General features: G+C 72.2%; 21 protein-coding genes and 1 pseudogene. 9 read left to right on the top strand and 13 right to left on the bottom strand.

From position 1 onward, the window contains the following. From D0D28_RS26470 to D0D28_RS26455, 4 genes and pseudogenes are all read left to right on the top strand, one after another. Positions 1-127: pseudogene (locus D0D28_RS26470) on the top strand (IS630 family transposase); the annotation flags it as partial. 13 nt (positions 128-140) lie between these two features. Beyond that, positions 141-755, top strand: a complete 615-nt coding sequence (locus D0D28_RS26465; RefSeq protein ID WP_116113317.1) for a TetR/AcrR family transcriptional regulator — start codon at positions 141-143, stop codon at positions 753-755. A 127-nt stretch (positions 756-882) separates the two neighbouring features. After that, positions 883-1,107, top strand: coding sequence for a hypothetical protein (locus D0D28_RS26460; RefSeq protein WP_094007671.1), 225 nt, complete (start codon positions 883-885; stop codon positions 1,105-1,107). A gap of 230 nt (positions 1,108-1,337) precedes the next feature. Next, complete coding sequence (locus D0D28_RS26455; RefSeq protein ID WP_240323360.1) at positions 1,338-1,619, top strand: hypothetical protein; 282 nt, start codon at positions 1,338-1,340, stop codon at positions 1,617-1,619. A 3-nt stretch (positions 1,620-1,622) separates the two neighbouring features. On the opposite strand, the gene D0D28_RS26450 is transcribed toward D0D28_RS26455, so the two are convergent. From D0D28_RS26450 to D0D28_RS26430, 5 genes are all read right to left on the bottom strand, one after another. After that, complete coding sequence (locus D0D28_RS26450) at positions 1,623-2,993, bottom strand: purine-cytosine permease family protein (protein ID WP_116113320.1); 1,371 nt, start codon at positions 2,991-2,993, stop codon at positions 1,623-1,625. Positions 2,994-3,207: 214 nt separating this feature from the next. Further along, on the bottom strand, positions 3,208-4,167 hold the full coding sequence (locus D0D28_RS26445; protein ID WP_116113323.1) for an isopenicillin N synthase family dioxygenase: 960 nt from the start codon (positions 4,165-4,167) through the stop codon (positions 3,208-3,210). 10 nt (positions 4,168-4,177) lie between these two features. Further along, complete coding sequence (locus tag D0D28_RS26440) at positions 4,178-4,636, bottom strand: nucleoside deaminase (RefSeq protein ID WP_116113350.1); 459 nt, start codon at positions 4,634-4,636, stop codon at positions 4,178-4,180. Positions 4,637-4,646: 10 nt separating this feature from the next. Further along, a complete protein-coding gene (locus D0D28_RS26435; RefSeq protein WP_094007668.1) occupies positions 4,647-5,756 on the bottom strand; it encodes an epoxide hydrolase family protein in 1,110 nt (369 codons plus the stop codon). A 391-nt stretch (positions 5,757-6,147) separates the two neighbouring features. After that, positions 6,148-6,759, bottom strand: coding sequence for a TetR/AcrR family transcriptional regulator (locus D0D28_RS26430; RefSeq protein ID WP_094007667.1), 612 nt, complete (start codon positions 6,757-6,759; stop codon positions 6,148-6,150). Positions 6,760-6,869: 110 nt separating this feature from the next. Here D0D28_RS26430 and D0D28_RS26425 point away from each other — a divergent pair, with 110 nt between their 5' ends. From D0D28_RS26425 to D0D28_RS26415, 3 genes are all read left to right on the top strand, one after another. After that, positions 6,870-7,625, top strand: a complete 756-nt coding sequence (locus D0D28_RS26425) for an SDR family oxidoreductase (RefSeq protein WP_162830625.1) — start codon at positions 6,870-6,872, stop codon at positions 7,623-7,625. After that, positions 7,622-8,407 carry an SDR family NAD(P)-dependent oxidoreductase gene (locus D0D28_RS26420; protein ID WP_116113325.1) on the top strand — a complete coding sequence of 262 codons (786 nt, stop codon included), beginning with the start codon at positions 7,622-7,624 and terminating at the stop codon, positions 8,405-8,407. Before D0D28_RS26425 ends, D0D28_RS26420 begins: the two co-directional genes overlap by 4 nt. Before the next feature lie 80 nt (positions 8,408-8,487). Next, complete coding sequence (locus D0D28_RS26415) at positions 8,488-9,063, top strand: TetR/AcrR family transcriptional regulator (RefSeq protein WP_094007665.1); 576 nt, start codon at positions 8,488-8,490, stop codon at positions 9,061-9,063. 932 nt (positions 9,064-9,995) lie between these two features. Here D0D28_RS26415 and D0D28_RS26410 read toward each other — a convergent pair. The 7 genes from D0D28_RS26410 to D0D28_RS26380 all read right to left on the bottom strand — a co-directional run bounded on the left by D0D28_RS26410 (position 9,996) and on the right by D0D28_RS26380 (position 16,570). After that, complete coding sequence (locus D0D28_RS26410) at positions 9,996-11,096, bottom strand: acyl-CoA dehydrogenase family protein (protein ID WP_116113327.1); 1,101 nt, start codon at positions 11,094-11,096, stop codon at positions 9,996-9,998. Beyond that, on the bottom strand, positions 11,093-12,280 hold the full coding sequence (locus D0D28_RS26405; protein ID WP_116113330.1) for an acyl-CoA dehydrogenase family protein: 1,188 nt from the start codon (positions 12,278-12,280) through the stop codon (positions 11,093-11,095). Before D0D28_RS26405 ends, D0D28_RS26410 begins: the two co-directional genes overlap by 4 nt. Further along, on the bottom strand, positions 12,277-13,497 hold the full coding sequence (locus tag D0D28_RS26400; protein WP_116113332.1) for an acyl-CoA dehydrogenase family protein: 1,221 nt from the start codon (positions 13,495-13,497) through the stop codon (positions 12,277-12,279). The genes D0D28_RS26405 and D0D28_RS26400 overlap by 4 nt, the downstream gene beginning before the upstream one ends. A gap of 2 nt (positions 13,498-13,499) precedes the next feature. Beyond that, positions 13,500-14,519 carry a phosphotransferase family protein gene (locus D0D28_RS26395; protein WP_116113335.1) on the bottom strand — a complete coding sequence of 340 codons (1,020 nt, stop codon included), beginning with the start codon at positions 14,517-14,519 and terminating at the stop codon, positions 13,500-13,502. An 83-nt stretch (positions 14,520-14,602) separates the two neighbouring features. Next, positions 14,603-15,055 (bottom strand): MaoC family dehydratase, encoded by a 453-nt coding sequence (locus D0D28_RS26390; RefSeq protein WP_094007660.1) that lies wholly within the window; start codon positions 15,053-15,055, stop codon positions 14,603-14,605. A 4-nt stretch (positions 15,056-15,059) separates the two neighbouring features. Next, positions 15,060-15,821, bottom strand: a complete 762-nt coding sequence (locus D0D28_RS26385; protein ID WP_116113337.1) for a beta-ketoacyl-ACP reductase — start codon at positions 15,819-15,821, stop codon at positions 15,060-15,062. Between the two features lie 74 nt (positions 15,822-15,895). Further along, positions 15,896-16,570 (bottom strand): DUF998 domain-containing protein, encoded by a 675-nt coding sequence (locus D0D28_RS26380; RefSeq protein ID WP_094007658.1) that lies wholly within the window; start codon positions 16,568-16,570, stop codon positions 15,896-15,898. 100 nt (positions 16,571-16,670) lie between these two features. Between D0D28_RS26380 and D0D28_RS26375 the strand changes: the two genes are divergently transcribed. Together D0D28_RS26375 and D0D28_RS26370 are read left to right on the top strand one after the other, a co-directional pair. Continuing rightward, positions 16,671-17,648, top strand: coding sequence for an aldo/keto reductase (locus D0D28_RS26375; protein ID WP_116113340.1), 978 nt, complete (start codon positions 16,671-16,673; stop codon positions 17,646-17,648). A gap of 153 nt (positions 17,649-17,801) precedes the next feature. Next, positions 17,802-18,242 (top strand): nitroreductase family deazaflavin-dependent oxidoreductase, encoded by a 441-nt coding sequence (locus D0D28_RS26370; protein WP_205413363.1) that lies wholly within the window; start codon positions 17,802-17,804, stop codon positions 18,240-18,242. A 125-nt stretch (positions 18,243-18,367) separates the two neighbouring features. Here D0D28_RS26370 and D0D28_RS26365 read toward each other — a convergent pair whose 3' ends face one another. Further along, positions 18,368-21,451, bottom strand: coding sequence for an acetyl-CoA carboxylase family protein (locus D0D28_RS26365; protein ID WP_116113343.1), 3,084 nt, complete (start codon positions 21,449-21,451; stop codon positions 18,368-18,370). Position 21,452 lies beyond the last annotated feature (1 nt).

Genomic DNA, 21,452 nt, shown 5'->3' with positions numbered 1-21,452 from the left:
CGACATCCGCGCATGGATCGAGACCTGGAACAACGAACCACGGCCCTACGTCTGGACCAAGACCGCCGACCAGATCCTTGACTCCATCGCACGCTACTGCACGCGAATTAATAACTCAGGACACTAGGGAGGAACCGAAGGTGCCGGAGCCCCGCCAGGAGCGCAGCCGGACCACCCGCCGCAAGCTCATCGAGGCAGCCGTGGACTGCATCGGCGAGGTCGGGTGGGCCGGCACCACGGTCGCGCTGATCGCGCAGCGCGCCGGGGTCTCGCGCGGGGCCGCCCAGCACCACTTCCCGACGCGGGAGGACCTGGTCACGGCCGCGGTCGAGTACGTCGGCGAGGTGCAGATCGCGGAGATGCGCCGCGGCGCCGAGGGGCTGCCGTCCGGGCGGTCCCGCATCGAACCGGTGGTCGACATGCTGCTCAACCTCTACACCGGCCCCATGTTCCGCGCCGCGCTGCACCTGTGGGTGGCGGCCTCCAGCGACGAGTCGTTGCGCACCGTGCTGGTGCCGCTGCAGGCGAAGGTCGGGCGGGAGGCGCACCGGCTGGCGGTCGACCTGCTCGGGGTGGACGAGACGCGGCCCGGGGTGCGGGAGCTGGTCCAGTCGACCCTCGACCTCGCGCGCGGGCTCGGCCTGGCGAACCTGCTGGCCGACGACACCACCCGGCGGCGCCGGATCATCCGCCAGTGGGCCCGGGTGCTGGGCCCCGCGCTGCCCGAGCCCGAGGTCACCTCGGTGGGTGGCTGACGGCGTGTCGGGGGACCGGTCGTTAACACTAATGGACCAGTGTGCGATAACAGAGGCAACAGCAGGTGACGAGGCAAGGGGGTAGATCCCGGTGTCCGGTACAGGTGAAGAGCTGTCCCATCGTGCGATGGCGATGTTGCGAGCGGTGGCCCAGGGCCGCGCCGTGATGTCGTCGAGCGTCGAGCCGGACCTTTTCATCGACGGAGTCGCCTGCTGCGACCAGATGGCCGCGCACGCCCTCGCGCACGGCGGCTACATCCGCCCGGCGCGCACCGGGGAGCGCCTGGTGCCCGCGGTCCTGACCGAGGCCGGGCAGGCCGTGCTGGCGCCCGCGGTCGGCCACGTGGCCTGACGCACCGCCGGCTCACCTCGGCCCGGCGCCGGTGCCGGGCCCGATGCCTGGGCCACACGACGGCCCTGCCTGGCTGCGGGCCCGTGGCGGAAGGTCCGCGCTCACGCGGGATTCTCGGCGTGCTCGAGCAGGCCCGGATCTCACGGGCCGACCGTTGTCCGGCCCGGCTTGCCCGGGCTGATCGGTCCCGTGATCAATCTGCCGACGAAATCCTGTCCACCACCCGCGCCGTGCGCAAGCGCCTCGACGTCACCCGGTCCGTCCCGCGGCGCCTCATCGAGGAGTGCGCCGACCTCGCCACCCAGGTCCCGACCGGTCGCAACCGCGGCCTCGGCACGGTCTGGACCACCGCGCACGCGCCGCTGGAGAAGGAACTCGCCGCCACCCTCGGCGTGCCGCACGACGAGATCATGCTGGCCGCGCTGATCCCGCTCGCCTTCACGCTCGGCACCGACTTCCGCCCCGCGCCCCGCATCGGCCGCGGCGAGGTCCTGCACTGGGACCGCTGGTGAGCCTCAGCCACGCACCCAGCGGCGGCCCAGCACCGCGTAGAGCCCGGCCGCCAAGCCGAAGCCGGCGAAACACGTCACGTCGCCCACCGCCGGCACCGCCCGCGGCACCGGCCCCGCGTACAGCGTCTGGTTCGCGAACAACACGATCGACACCACCGCCGCGACCAGGAACGCCACCAGCCCCGGCCACCCCCACCGCCCGGTGTCGGACAGCAGGCGGTCCAGCCCCGCCTGCCCGCGCCGCATCAGCTGGTCGGCGAACACCACGCCCAGCCACGGGCTCACCCAGTACGCGATCACCAGCAGGAAGTGCTCGTACGCCGTCCCCGCGTCGGCGAGCCCCAGCCACGCCAGCACGAACCCGACGACGCCGAACGCGAGCGCCACCAGCGCCCGCCGCCACGCCAGCGGCAGCTGCACGCCCAGCGTGAGGAACGCCAGCGCTCCCGAGTAGACGTTGAGCGCGTTCGCGGCCACCGCCCCGAGCGCGATCGCCAGCAGCGTCAGCGCGGCCAGCCAGCCCGGCATGTGCCCGGTGAACGCCGCGGTCGGACTGCCCTCCCCACCGCCCAGGGTCGCCGACGCCGCGCCCGTCGCCATCAGCACCGTCGTCGCCACGAACAGGCCACCGCCCGCGGCCCAGCCGACCGCCCGGCCGCTCACCGACTCCGGCAGGTATCGCGTGTAATCCGCGGCGTAAGGGTTCCAGCCCGCCGTGTACCCGAACGCCGCGCCGACGGTCAGCAGGAACCCGCCCACTCCACCGGTTCCGGCGACCGCACCCGGCGACGCCCGCGCGAACGTGACCACCGCCCCGGCCGCGAACACCACCGCCAGCACCCCGAAGATCCAGCGCTCGTAAGCCTGCACCAGGTTGTGCCCGAAGAACGCGATCCCGATCTGCAGCACCACCACGATCACCAGGCACAGCAGCACCGGCATCCCGGTCAGCGTGCCGAGCGCGAACGCCCCGCTGACGCTGTTGACCGCGAACCAGCCGATCCCCGCCGTCACCGACATCAGCGCCGCCGGCACCGTGTTGCCGCGGTAGCCGAACGCCAGGCGGCTCAACACCATCTGCGGCACCCCGAACCGCGGCGCGCGCGCGGACAGCACGCCGTGCGACACCGCGCCCAGCCCGTTGCCGATCGCCACCGCGATCACGGCCTGCGCGAAACTCAGCCCGAACGCCGACACCGCCAGCACCCCGACGAAGATCGTGGCGAACTCCAGGTTCGGCGAGGCCCACGTCCAGAACAGCTGACGCGGCCTGCCGTGCCGGTCGGCCGCCGCCACCGGCTCGATACCGCCCGGTTCGACCGCGACGACCTGTTCGCCGTATCCGCCCGTTTTCCGCCCCGCCGTGGTCGCCATGGCAGCACCGTAGGCACCCGATGTTGCGTCCGTGTTGCACCATCGGGTGAACCGCGGAACTTTCCCGCACCGCCCCGCGACCCGGACTGCGAACCCCATCCGAGGAAAGGGACGCCATGGAGAAACCGGGCAACTGCAACTGTGGCAACTGCTGTGACTGCGGCGGGGAGTACGGCCGCAACTGACGCCGTCGCGCCCCCTGGTCCCAGTGGGGTCAGGGGGCCACGGTGATCGCGTCGAGTTTCCCGCGCAGGTACTCCGACGCCACGACCTCCGGGTACGCCCTGCGGCCCAGCGGCGGCGCCAGCGAGGTGATCCGCGCGTCGTGGTCGGTTTCGTAGAAGAAGATGAGCGACACCAGGTCCTCCTCCGGCGCGTCGGCCGAGGGCGGCAGCACCCGGTGCCGCGTCGAGCGCCAGCGGTCGCCCGTCCAGCGTGCCATCAGATCCCCGATGTTGACCGTGAACGCCGCCGGGTCGTACGGCGCGTCCACCCACTCGCCGTCACTGGTGCAGACCTGCAGCCCGCCCACCCCGGCCTGCCGGTCCAGCACCGTCACCGTGCCGAAGTCGGTGTGCGGCCCGATCCGGAACTGCCCCGGCGCCGGCGCGCCGACCCGGTTCAGCGCCGGGTACCAGTTGATGTTGAACGTGTACGTCGGGTGCCCGGTGTGCCGGGTGAAGTGGTCGGACGGCAGGCCGAGCGCGGCCGCGAACACCGTCAGCAGCTCGTCCGACAGCTCCCGCATCCGCCGCAGGTACTCGCGCGACGCGGTGGCGAACTCCGGGACCTCCGCCGGCCACACGTTGGGCTGGAACCAGAACTCGTCGACCTCGGCGATCCCGGTCGCGGTGTCCGCGCCTGCCGAGTAGGACTCCTTGAGGTCCGGCGGGGTTTCGGTGCCCTCGGCGTAGCCGTTGGCCTCCACACCCGGCGGCAGCCACCCGCGCCCGCCGACCGTCACCGCGTACCGCCGCTTGACCTCGGCCGGCAGGGCGAAGAACTCCCGCGCCCGCGACCGCACCCGCGCGCGCAGCTCGTCCGGCACGCCGTGCCCGGTGATCAGCAGGAAACCGGACTCGCGCAGCGCGCGGTCCACCTCGGCGGCCACCCGGCCGCGGCCGGAACCGTCGAACCAGGACGTCAGGTCGATCAGCGGAACGGACGGCGGCATGGCTGCTCCTTCAGGAAGTCTCGACCCCGATGTCCTCGAACCACAGGTCCGGGCGCTCTTCGATGAACTCCGTCATCAGCGTGACGCACGCGGGGTCGTCCAGGATCGTGATGCCGACCCCCAGCCCGGCCAGCCAGTCGTGGCCACCGGAGAAGGTGCGGGCCTCGCCGATCACCACGTGGGAGATCTGAAATTGTCGGATCAAACCGCTGCAATACCAACAGGGTGACAGTGTGGTGACCATCACCGTGTCGCGGTAGTGCGGCCGCCTGCCCGCGTTGCGGAAGGCCGCGGTCTCGGCGTGCATCGACGGGTCGCCGTCCTGCACGCGCCGGTTGTGACCCCGGCCCAGCAGCTCACCGTCCACAGTGAACAGCGCCGCGCCGATGGGCACGCCGCCCTCGGACTTGCCGAGCAGGGCCTCTTCGCGGGCGACGGCGAGCAGCCGGCCGGGATCGGGTTTGAGCATGCGCCCCACTCTAGAGCGAACCGAAGAACTCCAGAACGTCTTCGGCGAACAGATCCGGTTCCTCCATCGCGGCGAAGTGCCCGCCCCGGTCGAATTCCGACCAGTGCACGATGTTGTTGTCGCGCTCGGCCAGGCGGCGCACCGGCAGCACGATGTCGTGCGGGAACACCGCCACCCCCATCGGCACGTCCAGCCCGGGCTGCTTGCCCCGGCTGCGGGCCGATTCGTAGTACAGCCGCGCCGAGGAGCCCGCGGTGCCGGTCAGCCAGTAGATCATCACGTTGGTGAGCATCAGGTCCCGGTCGACCGCGTCCTCCGGGGTCTCGCCCGAATCGGTCCACTCCTGGAACTTCTCCACGATCCAGGCGAGCTGGCCGACGGGGGAGTCGTGCAGGGCGTAGGCCAGGGTCTGCGGGCGCGTCGACTGCTGTTTCATGTAGCCGGACAGCTCGCGCTGGTAGCGCTCGAGCCGGCCGAGCCGCTCCTTGTCGGCCAGGGACAGCTCGTCCAGCTCGGCGGGGTTCCCGGACGGGACGGTGCCGAGCATGTTGACGTGCACCCCGGCGACGTGCTCGGCGTCGTCGATCCCCAGCCGGCGGGAGATCGCCGAGCCCCAGTCGCCGCCCTGCGCGCCGTAGCGGTCGTAGCCCAGGCGGCGCATCAGCTCGGCGAACGCGCGGGCGACGCGTGCCACGTCCCAGCCGGCGCCGGTGGTCGGGCCGGAGAAGCCGTAGCCGGGGATGGCCGGGATGACCAGGTGGTGCCGCGCCGACAGCGCCTCGATCACCGGCAGGAACTCCACCACCGAACCGGGCCAGCCGTGGGTGAGGATCAGCGGCAGGGCGTCCTCGTCGGCGGCCCGGACGTGCAGGAAGTAGATGCGTTGCCCGTCGATCTCGGTGGTGAACTGGCCCAGCTCGTTGAGCCGCCGCTCGTGCGCGCGCCAGTCGTAGGACGTGCGCCAGTACCGGGTCAGCTCCTGAACGTAGCCGAGCGGGATGCCGTAGCTCCAGCCCACGCCCGGCAGCTCGTCCGGCCAGCGGGTCAGGTCGATGCGGGCGTGCAGGTCGTCGAGCTGGGACTGCGGGACGGCGAGGTGGAACGGGCGGATTTCGCTCATGCCGTGACGGTAGCGAGGAACCGCACCCACCGTCCGGTTCGTCGCCGGCGGCCGCACGTGCGCGGCCGGCGCCGGTAGCGCCGCGCGGTACCGCCGTTTCCCGGCCCGCGCGGACCTCCCACTGCCTCTGTGCCGACGAGGCGGCAACCCTCACCGACGCGGCTCGGCCCTTCTCGGTGGCCTTCCCGCTCTTCGTCCGGCTCGTCGAACCGCACGCGTCGGTCGAGGTCACGGCGGCCCATCCGGTCCACCACGCGCTGCCGGCGCACCCTCGCCGCCGACGCCGAGCACGCCTCGCGGGCCGGGCGTGCTGAGACGTGCCGAAGGTGGGGACGGAGGTTACCAACCGCTTAGTATGTGAGGTACGGTGAGCGTCGTGGCACCGTCGCTGTCAGGGTTGCGCGCCGAGCATGCGCAACGCGAGATCCCCGTACTCGCGGCCGAGCGCCTTGGGCGTCTTCCCGGTGCGTTCGGTGTACCAGCGCGCCACGTCGACGCCGAGCGACAGGACCGCTCGCGCGGCGGTCTTGACATCGGCCACCACGAACTGGCCCTGCGCCACGCCCTCCTCGATGACGCCGCGCACCAGGTGCTCGATGCGGCGCCGCAGGTCGGCCACCACCTGGTACTCCTGCTCCGGCAGCGCCTGCAGCTCGTACTGCACGACGCGCGCCACGGTGTGCCGCCGGGCGTGCCAGGCGACGAAGTCGGCGACGATCCGGCGCATCCGCTCCTTCGGGTCGTCGGCGCGCTTCGCGACGTCCTCGACCAGGTCGAGCGTCTGCTGGTGCCCGCTCTTGCTGATGGCGAACAGCAGCGCGGCCTTGGACGGGAAGTGCACATACAGCGCCGCGGGGCTCATCCCGGCCGCGCCGGCGATGTCGCGCGTCGTGGTCGCGTGGTAGCCGCGGCGGGCGAAGGACTCGACTCCGGCCAGCATCAGCCGCCGCGCCGCGTCCGGCTGCACGTCCGGCCAGAGTTCGGCGGACAGCGAGATGGTCATGGCGGAATCCTCCCAGTCGGGAACCGCCTGGCGGGAGACTTGACACGGCGGTCCGGCCGTTCTCATTGTAAGCGAGCGCTTAGTCAAGGTGGACAGGAGACAGGAGCCCGATGGTGAACTCGTTCAAGGACCGCGTCGCGATCGTCACCGGGGCGAGCCGGGGCATCGGCTTCGGCATCGCCCGTGAGCTGGTGCAGCGCGGCGCGCGGGTGTGCATCACCGCCCGCAAGCCCGAGCCGCTGGCCGACGCGGTGAACGAGCTGGGCGGGCCCGGGGTGGCGATCGCGGTGCCCGGCAAGGCCGACGACCCGGCGCACCAGGAGGAGGCCGTCGCCAGGACCGTGGAGACCTTCGGGCGGCTGGACATGCTGGTCAACAACACCGGCATCAACCCGGTGTACGGCCCGATGCTCGACATCGACCGCGACGCCGCGGCGAAGATCCTCGCCGTCAACGTGCTCGCGCCGCTGGCCTGGCTGCGTCAGGCGCGCGACGCGTGGATGGGGGAGCACGGCGGCTCGGTCGTCAACGTCGCCTCGATCGCCGGCCTGCGTGCCTCGCCCGGGATCGGCATGTACGGCGTGAGCAAGGCGGCGGTGATCCGGATGACGCAGGAGCTGGCGGTCGAGCTGGGCCCGAAGATCCGGGTCAACGCGGTCGCGCCGGCCGTGGTGAAGACCAAGTTCGCCACCGCGCTGTACGAAGGCCGCGAGGAGGAGGTGTCCGCGGCGTACCCGATGAAGCGGCTCGGCGTGCCGGAGGACATCGCCGGGGCGGTCGCGTTCCTGCTCTCCGACGAGGCCGGGTGGATCACCGGGCAGACCGTGGTGCTGGACGGCGGCGTGACGCTGGGAGGCGGGCTGTGAGCTTCGAGCTGAGGGGCGCCGGGGTCGTCGTCACCGGCGGCACCGGCGGGATCGGGGCGGCGCTGGCGCGGCGGTTCGCGGCCGAGGGCGCGCGGATCGTGGTGGCCGACCTCGACGGCCCGGCCGCGGAGGCGGTGGCCGCGGAGGTGGGCGGGGTCGCGGTCGCCGGTGACGCGGCCGGGGTGGACGGGGTCGCGTCGCTGATCCAGCGGGCGTCGGACGAGCTGGGCGCGATCGACCTGTTCTGCGCCAACGCGGGCATCGCCCCGCACGGCGGGCCGGAGGCGCCCGAGGAGGTGTGGGCGCGGGCGTGGGACGTCAACGTGATGGCCCACGTGCGGGCGGCTCACCTGCTGTTGCCCGCCTGGCTGGAGCGCGGGCGGGGCCGGTTCCTCGCGACGGTCTCCGCGGCCGGGCTGCTGACCAGCCTCGGGTCGGCGCCGTACTCGGTGACCAAGCACGGGGCGCTGGCGTTCGCGGAGTGGCTCTCGGCGACGTACCGGCACCGGGGCATCACGGTCCAGGCGATCTGCCCGCAGGGCGTCCGGACGAACATGCTCGCCGCGACGGGCGTCGGCGGACAGCTGATCATGGGCGCGTCGGCGATCGAACCGGCCCAGGTGGCGGACGCGGTGATGGAGTCCTTCTCCGACGACCGGTTCTTGATCCTGCCGCACCCGGAGGTCGCCGAGTACTACACCACCCGCGCGACGCAGACGGACCGCTGGCTGGGCGGGATGAACAAGCTGCAGCGCAAGGTGGAGGCCGCGCAGGGCGAGTGACGTGCTCCGGTCGCACATCGCCGGAAGGTGTGCGACCGGGGGCGCGGTTATGCTGTGCCGGTCGAGGAAGGACGTTGCGGATGACCGAGGAGCCGGTGCCGGCGAGGCTGCTGTCGGCGGCGACGCGGTTGTTCGCCGAGCGCGGGTTCGACCGGACGTCGGTGCAGGAGATCGTGGCCGCGGCCGGGGTCACCAAGGGCGCGATGTACCACTACTTCGGCTCGAAGGACGACCTGCTGCACGAGATCTACGGCCGCGTGCTGCGGTTGCAGACCGAGCAGCTGGAGAAGGTGGTGGCCAGCGGCGAGCCGGTGGCCGCGCGCCTCCACGCGGCCGCTTCCGACGTCGTGGTGAGCAGCATCGACAACCTCGACGACACGACGATCTTCTTCCAGTCCATGCACCAGCTCAGCCCGGAAAACCGCAAGGCGGTGCGCGCCGAGCGGCGCCGGTACCACGTGCTGTTCCGGTCGCTGATCGAGGAGGGGCAGCGGGAGGGCGTGTTCCGCACCGACAAGCCCGCGGACATCGTGGTGGACTTCTTCTTCGGCTCGGTGCACCACCTGGCGGTCTGGTACCGCAGCGACGGGCGGCTGAGCGCGCCGGAGGTTGGTGCGCACTACGCCGATCTGCTGGTGGGCTCGCTGCGGCCCTGAGGTTGTTGCGCTGCCTTTCTGGTGGCGGGGCGCGGTTGGTCCAGTGGTGCCGGCACGAGGTGACGCATTCGTGTGGGTACCAGGCGACCATTCGTGTGGGTACGAGATGGCCATTTGTGTGGGTGGCTACGAGATGCCCTCTCGCGGGGCCGTGAGGCGGCCACTCGTGGGGCTACGAGGTGCCCGCTCGTGGGCGTGCGAGATGCCCTCTCGTGCGAGGTGACCGTTCGTGCGGCCACACGAGGTGTCCACTCGTGCCCGCGCGAGATGTCCGCTCGTGGGCGTGCGAGATGCCCGCTCGTGGGCGTGCGAGATGCCCGCTCGTGGGCGTGCGAGATGCCCTCTCGTGCGAGGTGACCGTTCGTGCGAGGTGACCGTTCGTGCGGCGGCGAGGTGACTGTTCGTGCGGCGGCGAGGTGACTGTTCGTGCGGCGGCGAGGTGACCATTCGTGCGGTCGCATGAGGGGGCCACTCGTGCGAGTGCGAAGTGTCCGCTCATGGGGCGTTGGGTGTCCACCCGCGGGGGTGCGAGATGTCCTCTCGTGGGGGTGCGAGGTGCCCTCTCGTGGGGGTGCGAGATGTCCTCTCGTGGGGGTGCGAGGTGCCCTCTCGTGCGGGTGCGAGATGTCCTCTCGTGCGGGTGCGAGATGCCTGCTCGTGCGGGTGCGAGGTGCCCGCTCGTGCGGGGGCGACATGCCCGCCCGTGCGGGTGCGACGCGACCACCTGCCTCGCCTGGTGTGGCTGGTCCCTTCGTACACCTACGACTGGGGACACGACCACTGGGTGCTTTCGTGCGCCGAAGTCCGTGGCTGGGCCTTCGTGCGCCTGCGAAGTGTCCACTCACGCGGGAGCCACGCGCCGACGACACAAGACAAGGGAGGCCGGCGCCACAGCACCGGCCTCCCGAAAAACCACGCTCCAGCAATCCGCCTCAGGCCGGCGGCAGGTTCACCAACCCCGCCAGCGCCGCACGGTGCCGCCCCGGCGTGCCGAGCGCCAGCTCGTCGCTCTTGGCGCGCTTCAGGTACAGGTGCGCCGGGTGCTCCCACGTCATCCCGATCCCGCCGTGCAACTGCACCGCCTCCTCCGCGGCGTGCAGCGCCACCGCCGAGCACGTCGACTGCGCCACCGCCACCGCGACGGGCACATCCGAGTCACCGGTAGCGAGCGTGTCCGCCGCATAGCGGGCCGTCGCGCGGGCGGACACGATCTCCAGGTACAGATCCGCCAGCCGGTGCTTCAGCGCCTGGAACGAACCCACCGGCCGCCCGAACTGGTAGCGCTGCTTCAGATACGCCACCGTCTCATCGAGACACCACTGCGCGACCCCGACCTGCGGCGACGCCAGCAACCCGGCGCCCACCAGCAACGCCTGCCGCAGCGCCGCCTCCGCCCCGGGACCCGACACCAGCAACCGCGACGACGCGTTGTCCAACGACACGTCCGCCAGCCGGCGCGTCAGATCGAGCGACACCACCTCGGTCACCGTCGCCGCGGTCTTCTCCACCGCGTACAGCCCCGGGCCGTCCGGGCCCACCGCCGGCACGGTCAGCACGTCCGCCACCGACGCATCGGCCACCGTCCGCACCGCGCCGCTCAGCGCGCCCTCCGTGTTCGCCGACACGCCACCCGGGAAACCCGCGTCCGGCGCCGACGTCAGCGGCACCGCCAGCGCGCCGACGACCTCACCGGCGGCCAAGCGCGGCAGCAACTCCGTGTCACCCGCGGCCTGCAAAGCCGCCGTCGCCAGCACCGCGCTGCCCAGGAACGGCACCGGCGCCACCGACCGGCCCAGCTCCTCCAGCACGACCGCCACCTCGCGGTACGACGCGCCCTGCCCGCCCAGCGATTCCGGCACCGCGAGCCCGGCCAGGCCCAGATCGGTCGCCAGCGTCCGCCACAGCTTCAGGTCGTACGGCTCGGCGCTCTCCGTCCGTGCCAGCACGGCCGAAAACCCGGCCTGGTCGCCGAGCAGGTCCCGGACACTGGCGCGCAGGTCCTCCTCGACCTCGGAGTACAGCAGATCGCTCACCGCGGCAGGTCCTTCCACGCGACGTCCTTGTCCACCCGTGGCTCGGACGGCAGCCCGAGCACGCGTTCGGAGATGATGTTGCGCAGCACCTCGGAGGTGCCGCCCTCGATCGAATTGCCCTTCGCCCGCAGGTAGCGGTACCCGGGCCCGCGGCCGAGCATGTCGACCTTCTCCGGCCGGCGCAACGTCCAGTCGTCGTAACGCAGACCGTCCTCACCGGACAGTTCGATCTCCAGCCCGGTCAGCGCTTGCTGCAGCTTCGCGAACGCCAGCTTCATCGCCGAACCCTCCGGCCCCGGCGCCCCGACCGCCAGCTGCTGGCGCAACCGCGTCCCGGCCAGGCGCGCCGCTTCCGCCTCGACCCAGAGGCGGAGCAACCGGTCGTGCAGCTCCGGCGTGCGCAGCTCCGGCCGGTCCCGCCAGGTCCGCGACACCATCCCGATCAGGCCGCCCTCGCGCGGGATCGCGTTGCCGCCGATCGCCACCCGCTCGTTCATCAGCGTGGTCTGCGCGACCTTCCAGCCCTCGCCGACCGCGCCGAGCCGGTTCGCGTCCGGGATCCGCACCCCGGACAGGAACACCTCGTTGAACTCGGCCTCGCCGGTCAGCTGCCGCAGCGGCCGCACCTCGACACCGGGATCGGTCATGTCGCAGATGAAGTACGTCATGCCCTGGTGCTTGGGCACGTCCGGATCCGTGCGGGTGACCAGGATCGCGAACCGGGCGATGTGCGCGACCGACGTCCACACCTTCTGCCCGTCGACCACCCACGTGTCACCGTCGCGCACCGCGCGGGTGCCCAGCGCGGCGAGGTCCGATCCGGCGCCCGGCTCGCTGAACAGCTGGCACCACACCTCCTCGCCGGTCCACAGTGGACGCAGATAGCGCTTCTTCTGCTCCTCCGTGCCGAACCGCAGGATGGTCGGCGCCGCCATGCCCAGCCCGATGCCGATCCGGCGCGGGTTGTTGTCCGGCGCGCCGGCCTTCGCCAGCTCGGCTTCGACGACGTTCTGCAGCTCGCGCGGCGCGCCCAGCCCGCCCAGGCCCTCCGGGTAGTGCACCCAGGCCAGGCCGGAGTCGAACCGGGCTCGCAGGAACTCCAGCCGCTCCGTGCTCGCCGGCGGGTGGGCGGCGAGCAGGTCGCCCACCCGCGCGCGCAGGTCGTCGGCGGTCAGCGTGCTCATCGGGCCTCCGATCGGTACTTCTTCAGCTCGCGGTGGGCCAGCGAGCGCTTGTGAACCTCGTCCGGTCCGTCGGCGAACCGCAGCGTGCGGATCCCCGCCCACATCTCCGCCAGCGGGAAGTCCTGGGACAGCCCGCCCGCGCCGTGCGCCTGGATCGCCTTGTCCAGGATCCACTCGACGGTCTTCGGGGTGGCGATCTTGATCGCCTGGATCTCGGTGTGCGCGCCGCGGTTGCCGACGGTGTCCATCAGCCACGCGGTCTTGAGCACCAGCAGCCGCAGCTGCTCGACCTTCACCCGCGCCTCGGCGATCCAGTCCTGCACCACGCCCTGCTCGGCGATCGGCTTGCCGAAGGTCGAGCGGCTCAGCGTGCGGCGGCACATCATCTCGATGGCGCGCTCGGCGATGCCGATCGAGCGCATGCAGTGGTGGATCCGGCCCGGCCCCAGCCGCGCCTGGGCGATGGCGAACCCGTCGCCCTCCTCGCCGATCAGGTTGTCCGCGGGCACCCGCGCCTCGTCGAAGACCACCTCGGCGTGCCCGCCGTGCGAGCCGTCGGTGTAGCCGAAGACGTGCATCCCGCGCGTGACGTGCACGCCGGGCGTGTCCCGCGGCACCAGGATCTGGCTCTGCTGGCGGTGCGGTTCGGCGTCCGGGTCGGTCTTGCCCATGACGATGAAGATCTTGCAGTTCGGGTTCATCGCGCCGGTGATGTACCACTTGCGCCCGGTGATCACGTACGAGTCGCCGTCGCGGCGGATGCTGGTGGCGATGTTGCGGGCGTCGGAGGAGGCCACGTCCGGCTCGGTCATCGCGAACGCCGAGCGGATCTCGCCGTCCAGCAGCGGCTGCAGCCACTGCTTGCGCTGCTGCTCGGTGCCGAACATCGCGAGCACCTCCATGTTCCCGGTGTCCGGCGCCGAGCAGTTCAGCGCGACCGGGGCCAGGTGCGGGCTGCGGCCGGTGATCTCGGCCAGCGGCGCGTACTGCAGGTTCGTCAACCCGGCGCCGTGCTCACCGGGGAGGAAGAAGTTCCACAGGCCGCGTTTGCGTGCCTCGGCCTTGAGGTCCTCCACGACCGGCGGGAAGGTCCACTCGTTGTCCCGCTGCGCCAGCTGCTCCTCGTAGACCGGCTCGGCGGGGTAGATGTGGGAGTCCATGAACTCCAGGAGCCGCTCCCGCAGCTCCTCGGTCTTGGCGTCGAACGCGAAATCCATGATCAGTCCTTGAGGGTGTCGAGTCCGAGGGTGACGAGCGGGACCACCGCGGCGCCGATCTGGTCGAAGCCGGCGCCGACGGTCTGGCCCTGGCTGAACCGGTAGTAGATGCCTTCCAGGATCACCGCGAGCTTGAAGAACGCGAACCCGACGTACCAGTCCAGCGCCGAGACGTCCCGGCCGGACCGCGCCGCGTACCGCGCGATCATCTCGTCCGTGCCCGGGTAACCGGGCGCGGTGCTGACGTTGGAGACGATCTCCAGGTCGACCTTGCCGCGCTCGGCGTAGGCGATGAGCAGGGCCAGGTCGGTCAGCGGGTCGCCGAGGGTGGACATCTCCCAGTCCAGCACCGCGGTGATGCGGTCGGTCTCGTCGACCAGGACGTTGTCCAGCCGGTAGTCGCCGTGCACGACGGCCGCCGGGCCGGACGCCGGGATGGCGCGGGCCAGCTGGTCGTGCAGGTCGTCGACGCCGGGCAGGTCCCGGCTGCGGGAGGCGTCCAGCTGCTTCTTCCAGCGGCGCACCTGCCGTTCCAGGAACCCCTCCGGGCGGCCGAAATCGGCGAGCCCGACCGCGTCCGGGTCGACGGTGTGCAGGTCGACGAGGGTGTCCATCAGCGACTCGGCGATCGCCCGCGTGCGCTCCTCACCGAGCGCCGCCAGCTCGCTCGCCGCGCGGTAGGGGGTGCCCGGCACGAACTCCATCACGTAGAACGGCGCGCCGAGCACCTCGGTGTCCTGGCACAGCGTGATCGTCCGCGGCACCGGCACGGGCGTGTCCGCGAGCGCGCTGATGACGCGGTGCTCGCGGGCCATGTCGTGCGCGGTGGGCAGGACGTGCCCGAGCGGGGGCCGGCGCACCACCCAGCGGCCGGCGCCGTCGCCCACGATGTAGGTCAGGTTCGACCGGCCGCCCTGCACCACCTCACCGGTGAGCGGGCCCTGGACGAGCCCGGGGGAGTGCTCGTCCAGGTAGTCCCGCAGCCGTGCGAGGTCGAGTCCGGGCAGGTCCTGCTGCGTCACTGGGCCTCCTTGTCCAGATAGCTATACCGACCAGTCGGTATGTCCCACCGTAGCGGAAGCCCGCCCGGAGGCGGGCTCACGTCTCAGGCGATCAGGCGCGTCACCCACTCGGCGACGCACGCCGGCTTGGCCTCGCCGTCGATCTCGATCGTCCACCGCGTCACCACCTGCTTGCCGCCCGGCACGTCGGTGACCTCGGCCAGCTCGGCGACCCCGCGGATCTTCGAGCCGACCTTGACCGGCTGCGGGAACCGGACCTTGTTCAGGCCGTAGTTGATCCCCATCTTCAGCCCGTCGACGCGGTAGGTGCCCGCCGACAGCAGCGGCAGCACCGACAGGGTCAGGAAACCGTGCGCGATCGGGGCGCCGAACGGGCCCTGCTTGGCCTTCTCGACGTCCACGTGGATCCACTGGTGGTCGCCGGTGGCGTCGGCGAAGGTGTTGACCTGCTCCTGCGTGACGGTGTGCCAGTCGCTGGTGCCCAGCTGCTCGCCGACCGCGGCGGTGAACTCGTCCAGTCCGTTGAAGACGCGCATGATCTCAGTCCTTCGGTCCGCCGGCGACGTAGACGACCTGGCCGGAGACGAACCCGGCGCCCTCGCTGACCAGGAACGACACGGTGTTGGCGATGTCCTCGGGCTTGCCGACGCGCTGCACCGGGATCTCCTTGGCCGCGAACGCCTTGAAGTCCTCGAACGGCACGCCCAGGCGCTCCGCGGTGGCGGCGGTCATGTCGGTCTCGATGAAGCCCGGCGCGATCGCGTTCGCGGTGACGCCGAACTTGCCCAGCTCGATCGCCAGCGTCTTGGTGAAGCCCTGCAGGCCGGCCTTGGCCGCGGAGTAGTTGACCTGGCCGCGGTTGCCCAGCGCGGAGGTGCTGGACAGGTTCACGATCCGGCCCCAGCGCTGCTCGGTCATGTGCTTCTGGACCGCGCGGGTCATCAGGAACGAGCCCTTGAGGTGCACGTTCATGACCGAGTCCCAGTCCTCGTCGGTCATCTTGAAGAGCAGGTTGTCCCGGGTGATGCCGGCGTTGTTGACCAGCACGGTCGGCGGGCCCAGCTCCTCGGCGACCCGGCCACCGGCGGCCTCGACCTGCTCGGTGTTGCTGACGTCGAGCGCGACCCCGATGGCCTTGCCGCCGGCCGCGGCGATGTCCTCGGCGCCCTGCTTCACGGACTCCTCGTTGAGGTCCAGCAGGGCGACGGCGAAACCGTCCGAGGCCAGCTTGCGCGCGACAGCGGCGCCGATGCCTCGGCCGGCGCCGGTCACGATGGCGACCCGGGAGTGGGACTCGGTCACGGGAACTCCTCCTCGTCGTTGAGCGCGTCGGTAAGCGAGCGCTTAGAAAGCTACTCGCCTCCGGCCCGGAGCGCCTAAGTGACCTGGGTCACCCCGGTTCGGTTCGATCGTAGTAACGGGACGGCCAGCGTGGCGAGCGCGAGCAGTTCGGTGGCCGCGAGCAGGCGCTCCACCAGGCCCAGCGGGATCGTGCGCCACCACGGCCCGCCCCCGGCGAGCATGTAGCCGACCGCACCGAGGATGAGCCCGAACCAGGCGAGCGAGACGATCGCCAGCGCGCGGGCCGCCCAGCGCCAGCCCGGCGAGTCCGGGAAGATGCGGCGCGCGGCGAACAGCAGGCCGACCGGCAGGCACACGAACCCGACGACGCTCGCGTACCGGTGCACCACCCCGCCCAGGCTCGGCCCGACGGACCAGTCGGTCTTGGGGAACGCGACCACCACCAGCAGGCTGACCGTCCACAGTGCACCGAGCACGACCGCGGCCGAGCGGACCGGCAGGGCCCGCATCAGCACGTGCGCGGCGAACAGCACCGCCGAGCCGAGGGCGATCAGCAGGACCGCGATGTCGAAGATCCACTTGTTGGCGCTCAGGGCGTACTCGCTGATCGTGCGGCGCACCGGGCTGATCTGGTCGGTGGGCGGGAGGAACTGCAGCAGGAGCACGAGCGCGGCGCCCCCGGCGATCGCGGTGAGGCAGCCCAGGGCGAGGAGCCGCGGCGCGCGGGTGGGGGCCGGAGTGGTGGTCACCCGGCCCAGTTTATGCGCGCACGTGTGGGGGTTTTGTGATCTCGTGGGCGGTTTCGGCGCGTGCCCGGGATTGTCGGTGGGGGCCCTTAGGATCGTCGGCATGGAGCAACGGGTTCTCGGCCGGACCGGCCGTGCGGTGTCGGTGGTCGGGCTCGGCACGTGGCAGCTGGGCGCGGACTGGGGCGAGGTGGGCGAGGCCGAGGCGTTCGCGGTGCTGGAGGCCGCGGTGTCGGCCGGTGTCACGTTCTTCGACACCGCCGACGTCTACGGTGACGGCCGCAGCGAGCAGATCATCGGGCGGTTTCTGCGCGACCACCCGGACGTGTTCGTGGCGACCAAGATGGGCCGTCGCGCGCCGCTGGACCCGGGTGAGTACACGCTGGAGAACTTCCGGGCGTGGACCGACCGGTCGCGGGCCAACCTCGGGGTCGAGGTGCTGGACCTGGTGCAGCTGCACTGCCCGCCGGCGGCGGTGTACTCCAGTGACGCCGTGTTCGACGCGCTGGACACGCTGGTGGCGGAGGAGCGGATCGCCGCGTACGGGGTGAGCGTCGAGACGTGCGCGGAGGCGCTGACCGCGGCCGGCCGCCCGGGCACGGCGAGCGTGCAGATCATCCTGAACCCGTTCCGGCTCAAGCCACTCGACCGGGTGCTGCCGGCCGCCGCCGAGGCGGGGGTGGGGATCATCGCGCGGGTGCCGCTGGCGTCCGGCCTGCTGTCCGGCCGCTACACGAAGGAGACGGTGTTCGCCACGGACGACCACCGGACGTTCAACCGGCACGGCGAGGCGTTCGACCAGGGGGAGACGTTCAGCGGGGTGGACTTCGCGACGGGCGTCGAGGCGGCCGCGGAGTTCAGTTCGCTGGCCCCGGCCGGCGTGACGCCCGCCCAGACGGCGTTGCGGTGGATCATCCAGCAGCCGGGCGTCACGTCGGTGATCCCGGGGGCGCGATCGGCGGAGCAGGCGCGAGCGAACGCGGCGGCGGCTGGGGCCGAGGCACTGCCGGAGCCGACGCTGGAGGCGGTGCGGGAGCTGTACGACCGGCGGATCCGGGCGCAGGTGCACGAGCGCTGGTAGGGCTCGTGCGTTCCGGCCGGGTGACCGCGCCAATGGCCGGCGCCCGACCTGGCCGCGCTGCCCGGAGCCGGCCAGGCGTCATCACCGGCCCCGGCAGGGGTGCGCGTCCGCCGTGGCGGGAATACCGCGGGCGGCGGCCGCCTTGTGGCAGGCGTGAGTGATCACTTCGAAGGCGAGTACGCGCCGAGCCCGACGGACTGGGTCCGCGAAGCGGTGGAGCAGTTCGAGTCGTCCGGCGGGGAGGTCAGCCTCAACGAGCCCGGCGGGGCCCCGATCGTCGTGCTCACCACGGTCGGCGCCAAGACCGGCAAGATCCGCAAGTCGCCGATCATGCGGATCGAGAAGGACGGCAAGTACCTCGCGGTGGCGTCCAACGGCGGCCGCCGCGAGAACCCGGGCTGGGTCGCCAACCTCCGTGCCCACCCGACGGTGGAGCTGCAGGACGGCCCGGTCAGGAAGACCTACGTCGCCCGCCGGCTCGACGGCGAGGAGCGTCGCCAGTGGTGGGAGTACGCTGTCGCGCTCTGGCCGACGTACACCGAGTGGCAGGAGAAGACGGACCGCCAGATCCCGCTCTTCCTGCTGGAGGAATGAGGCGGCACCCGGATCGACCGGCCGCGCACCGCGGCGGCCAGCGGGTTCCGCGGTCAGCCGGTCGCGCTGAACGCTGGCGGCGGGGTGGTCCGGCCGCGCGCCGTCGCGGCGAGCGGGTTCCGCGGTCAGCCGGTCGCGCCGAGGGTGCGGATGATGAGCTCCCGCGTGCCGGCCGGGTCGATCACGTCGTCGATCTCGAAGACCGTCGCCGTGTTCAGGGCCTTGCCGCGCTCGTAGTACTCGGCCACCAGCTCGGCGTAGCGGGCGTGCCGGGCCTCCGGGTCGGCGATCGCCTCCAGGTCCGCGCGGAACCCCAGCCGCACCGCGCCCTCCAGCCCCATGCCGCCGAACTCGCCCGTCGGCCACGCCACCGTCAGCGCGGGCGCGTGCAGCGAGCCGCCGGTCATCGCCATCGCGCCCAGGCCGTAGGCCTTGCGCAGCACCACCGCGACCAGCGGCGAGGTCAGCCGCGCCCCGGCGACGAACAGGTCACCGAACCGCCGCACCGTCGCGGTCTTCTCCGCCTCCGGGCCCACCATGAACCCCGGAGTGTCCACGAAGGACACCACCGGCAGGCCGTGCGCGCGGCACAGGTCCAGGAAACGTGCCGCCTTGTCGGCGGCGTCGCCGTCGATCGCGCCGCCGAGGCGGGCCGGGCTGTTCGCCAGCACCCCCACGGGGATCCCGCCGATCCGGGCCAGCGCGGTGATCACCCCGATCCCGAACCCGGCGCGCAGTTCGAGCAGGCTGCCGGGATCGGCCACTGTGGACAGCACCGGCCGCACGTCGTAGACGCGGACCCGGTTCTCCGGCACCAGGTGCCGCAACCGGCGCTGGTCGTGCGGCTCTCCGGCCTCGGCCGGGCCGGCGAAGTAGGACAGGTAACGCTTGGCCACGTCGACCGCCTCGGCCTCGTCGGCGACCAGCACGTCCACGACCCCGTTGGTGTACTGCACCGGCGTCGGCCCGACGTCGTCGGGCGCGACGACACCGAGCCCGCCGCCTTCGATCATCGCCGGCCCGCCCATGCCCAGTGAACTGCCCTCGGTCGCGATGACCACGTCGCACACCCCGGCCAGCGCCGCGTTGCCGGCGAAGCAGTAGCCGGACACGATCGCGACCGTCGGCACCTCGCCGGCCAGCTGGGCGGCCATGCGGAACGTCGGCACGTCCAGCTGGGCGACCGCGGAGGTGTCGGTGTCGCCCGGCCGCCCGCCGCCGCGCCCGGCGAACAGCACCACCGGCAGGCCGCGGTCCCGGGCCAGCCGCAGCATCCGGTCGGTCTTGCGGTGGTTGTGCACGCCCTGCGTCCCGGCCAGCACGGTGTAGTCGTAGGCCAGCACGACGACCGGCCGCCCGCCGACGGTCGCGGTGCCGGTGACCAGGCCGTCGGCGGGGGTGCGGCGGATCAGGTCGCCGAGGTCCCGGCGGCGGCGCTGCGCGGCGATCGCGAGGGCGCCGTACTCGGTGAAGCTGCCGGGATCGCACAGGTCCTCGACGTTCTCCCGCGCGGTCCGCTGCCCGGCGGAGTGCCGCTTGCGCACCGCGTCCGGGCGCGCGGCGTCCAGGCCGATCTCGTGCCGCGCCACGGTTTCCGCGAGGTCCGGCCGGATGTGGTCGAGGTCGGCTTCGGTCGCTTGGGCGGCTCCGGTCGCCTCGCCGTTCTCCCGCAGGGTGACCAGGACCGCCCCGGCCGTGACGGTGTCACCGGGCTTGACCGCGACCCCGAGCACCGCGCCGCCCCGCTCGGCGGTGATCACGTGTTCCATCTTCATCGCCTCGATCACGACGAGTTCCGCGCCCGCCGGCACCGTCTCGCCCTCGGCCACGCACACCTGCGCCACCACGCCCTGCTGTGGCGCGGTGACCGTGCCCGGCGCGGCCGCGGGCTCGATGATCTCGTCCACCAGGTCCGGCAGGCGGCGGTCCACGAACGTGGTGTCGGCCGTGCCGAGCGGCTCGGCCAGCAGCGCCCGGAGCAGGGCGAGGTTCGTCGGCGGCCCGGTGATGGCGAATTCGCCCAGCGCGCGACACAACCGGGCGGCGGCCGAGGCGAGGTCGTGTCCGGTGACGATCACCTTGGCCAGCAGCGAGTCGTAACGCGGGTTGCCGGGATAGCCCGGGTAGCCGTGGGTGTCCACGCGGACGCCGCGGCCGGTGGGCGGCTGGAACGTGGTGAGCGTGCCGCCGCCGGGCAGCACGGTGCCGTCCGGCCGGACCGTTTCGGTGTTGACCCTGGCCTGGATCGCCACGCCCCGCGGCTGCGGGACGGTGCGGTCCAGTGGTTCGCCCGCGGCCAGCCGGAGCCCGATCTCGACCAGGTCGAGCCCGGTGACCTCCTCGGTCACGGTGTGCTCGACCTGCAACCGCGGATTCACCTCCAGGAACACGAATTCGCCGCCGTCGACCAGGAATTCCACAGTGGCCAGACCAAGGTACACAGTGGACCCGACCAACCGCGTGGCGCACTCGTGCAAGCGCTTTCGGAGCTCCGCCGGGAGGGTCGCGGGCGCGATCTCGATGAGCTTCTGGCGGCGGCGCTGCAGGCTGCAGTCCCGGTCGCCGAGCGCGAGCGTCGTCTCGCCGTCGGCGGCGATCTGCACCTCGATGTGGCGGGCGTGGGGGAGGAGCCGTTCCAGGTAGACCGAGCCGTCGCCGAACGCGGCCCGGGCTTCGGAGGCGCAGCGGCGCAGTGCGGCGGGCAGGCCGGCCGCGTCGGTCACCGGTCGCATGCCGCGTCCGCCGCCCCCGGCCAGCGCCTTGACCATCACCGCGCCGTGCTCGGCGAAGAACGCCTCGGCGGTGGCCGGATCGGTCGGGCCGTCGGTGCCCGCGAGGACCGGAATGCCCAGCTCCCGGGCTCGTGCCCGGGCGCGGGTCTTGTCGCCGAACAGTTCCAGGGCGTCCGGGGACGGTCCGGCGAAGCGAATCCCGGCGTCCGCGCAGCGGCGGGCGAGGTCCGCGCTCTCGGACAGGAACCCGTAACCGGGGTGCAGGAACTCGCATCCGGTGCGCTGCGCGGCGGCGACGATCGCGGCGGCGTCGAGGTAGGTGCCGTCGAGGCGTTCGGCGTGGTCGGCGCGGGTGACGTGGGCGCAGTCGGCGTCGTCCCCGGGATACACGGCGACCGTGCGGAAGCCCAGCGCGGCGGCGGTGCCGAGGATCCGGACGGCGATCTCGCCCCGGTTCGCGACGAGCAGGGACGGCACC

Origin of the sequence: Amycolatopsis ruanii, assembly GCF_003385175.1 — a bacterium.
Classification (GTDB): Bacteria; Actinomycetota; Actinomycetes; order Mycobacteriales; family Pseudonocardiaceae; genus Amycolatopsis_E; species Amycolatopsis_E thermalba.
The sequence above is the reverse complement of the archived record's forward strand: the minus strand, read 5'-3'. Positions and strand labels throughout refer to the sequence as shown.

What these genes read in the sequence shown, in the direction of transcription:
- D0D28_RS26460 (WP_094007671.1), top strand. Translation starts at nt 883, where the DNA reads ATGGCGATGTTGCGAGCGGTGGCCCAGGGCCGCGCCGTGATGTCGTCG.
- D0D28_RS26450 (WP_116113320.1), bottom strand. Translation starts at nt 2,993, where the DNA reads ATGGCGACCACGGCGGGGCGGAAAACGGGCGGATACGGCGAACAGGTC.
- D0D28_RS26445 (WP_116113323.1), bottom strand. Translation starts at nt 4,167, where the DNA reads ATGCCGCCGTCCGTTCCGCTGATCGACCTGACGTCCTGGTTCGACGGT.
- D0D28_RS26440 (WP_116113350.1), bottom strand. Translation starts at nt 4,636, where the DNA reads ATGCTCAAACCCGATCCCGGCCGGCTGCTCGCCGTCGCCCGCGAAGAG.
- D0D28_RS26435 (WP_094007668.1), bottom strand. Translation starts at nt 5,756, where the DNA reads ATGAGCGAAATCCGCCCGTTCCACCTCGCCGTCCCGCAGTCCCAGCTC.
- D0D28_RS26430 (WP_094007667.1), bottom strand. Translation starts at nt 6,759, where the DNA reads ATGACCATCTCGCTGTCCGCCGAACTCTGGCCGGACGTGCAGCCGGAC.
- D0D28_RS26425 (WP_162830625.1), top strand. Translation starts at nt 6,870, where the DNA reads ATGGTGAACTCGTTCAAGGACCGCGTCGCGATCGTCACCGGGGCGAGC.
- D0D28_RS26415 (WP_094007665.1), top strand. Translation starts at nt 8,488, where the DNA reads ATGACCGAGGAGCCGGTGCCGGCGAGGCTGCTGTCGGCGGCGACGCGG.
- D0D28_RS26405 (WP_116113330.1), bottom strand. Translation starts at nt 12,280, where the DNA reads ATGAGCACGCTGACCGCCGACGACCTGCGCGCGCGGGTGGGCGACCTG.
- D0D28_RS26400 (WP_116113332.1), bottom strand. Translation starts at nt 13,497, where the DNA reads ATGGATTTCGCGTTCGACGCCAAGACCGAGGAGCTGCGGGAGCGGCTC.
- D0D28_RS26390 (WP_094007660.1), bottom strand. Translation starts at nt 15,055, where the DNA reads ATGCGCGTCTTCAACGGACTGGACGAGTTCACCGCCGCGGTCGGCGAG.
- D0D28_RS26375 (WP_116113340.1), top strand. Translation starts at nt 16,671, where the DNA reads ATGGAGCAACGGGTTCTCGGCCGGACCGGCCGTGCGGTGTCGGTGGTC.